Annotated in this window: 1 protein-coding gene; it reads left to right on the forward strand. The window is 68.6% G+C overall.

The features are described from left to right. Positions 1–268: 268 nt before the first annotated feature. On the forward strand, positions 269–1231 hold a 963-nt coding region (locus FAB82_RS26815), incomplete at its 3' end, for an IS110 family RNA-guided transposase (protein WP_168801801.1).

Genomic DNA, 1231 nt, shown 5'->3' on the forward strand with positions numbered 1-1231 from the left:
AGCCATTGCTGTCAGTCTGGGGTCGTACCGTTTGAAGCCACAAGCGGTACACCGGGCAGGACCTGACCTGAGCCATTGCTGGCCGTTGTCGAGTGCCTTTGTTCTGACCTGTCGGTCCTGCCCGTCCATGTCGCATATGGAAAAGGGCACCGCGTCGGTGGCCTGACTTGATAGAAACCTGGCGCCGCAGTGCAGCCCCATGACAGTGATGTCGACCCCCGGCGCGATGCCCGGTATGCCTTTCCAGCGTATCGGAGGATTCCCTGCCATGACAGCTCCCCGCACGTCCATTCACCCCGCCGGCCGCCTCGTGATCGGCGTCGACACCCACAAGGCACAGCACGTGGCCGCCGCGGTCGAGCCCGCCCGAGGCCTGATCACGACCGCATCGTTCGACAACACCCGCGCCGGCCACGCCGCCCTGGCCGCCTGGGCGGCCGCGCTCGGCCCGGTCGCGGTATTCGGGATCGAGGGCACCGGCTCTTACGGTAAAACGCTCACCGCTGCCCTCGCCGCGGCCGGAGCGCAGGTCGTTGAGGTCAACACCTATGCGTCCTCGGGCCGCCGTGCCCGCGGCAAGTCCGATGCCCTGGACGCCGAAGCCGCCGCCTGGGCCGTGATCGGCGGCCGCGCCACCGGCGTCCCGAAAGCATGCAACGGGCCGGTGGAGGCCCTGCGGGCCTTGATGGTCGCCCGCAGCGGAGCGGTCAAGGCCCGGACCGAGTCCGGCAACGCCCTCAAAGCGCTCCTGTCCGACGACCTCGACCTCACCGAGGCCTGCGATGGCAAGAACACCAAAGCACTCGCCCTCCACCTCACGCGCCTGCGGCCGCGGCGGGGGGCCGATCCGGTCCAGAGCCGACGGATCGCCCTCCGGTCGATCGCCCGTCGCTGGCTTGCGCTTGACGCCGAGGCCGCCGACCTCGAAGCCGCTATCAAGGATCGCACCGAGGCAGCTGCGCCGGCCCTGGTCGCGGCCTTCGGGATCAGCTATGTGACCGCCGCGACCATCTTGTGCGCTGTCGGCGACAACCCCGAGCGAATCGGATCCGAGGCGGCCTTGGCGAAACTCGCCGGCGTCTGCCCCATCCCGGCGGGATCGGGTCAGACCGATGGCCGTCACCGGCTCTACCGGGGCGGCAACCGTCAGCTCAACCGAGCGCTCTACACGATCACGTTGTGCCGCATGCATCATGACGAGCGAACCAGGAAGTTCGTGACCGAACGAATC

The organism is Glycomyces buryatensis, assembly GCF_004912275.1.
GTDB classification, from domain to species: Bacteria; Actinomycetota; Actinomycetes; order Mycobacteriales; family Micromonosporaceae; genus Glycomyces; species Glycomyces buryatensis.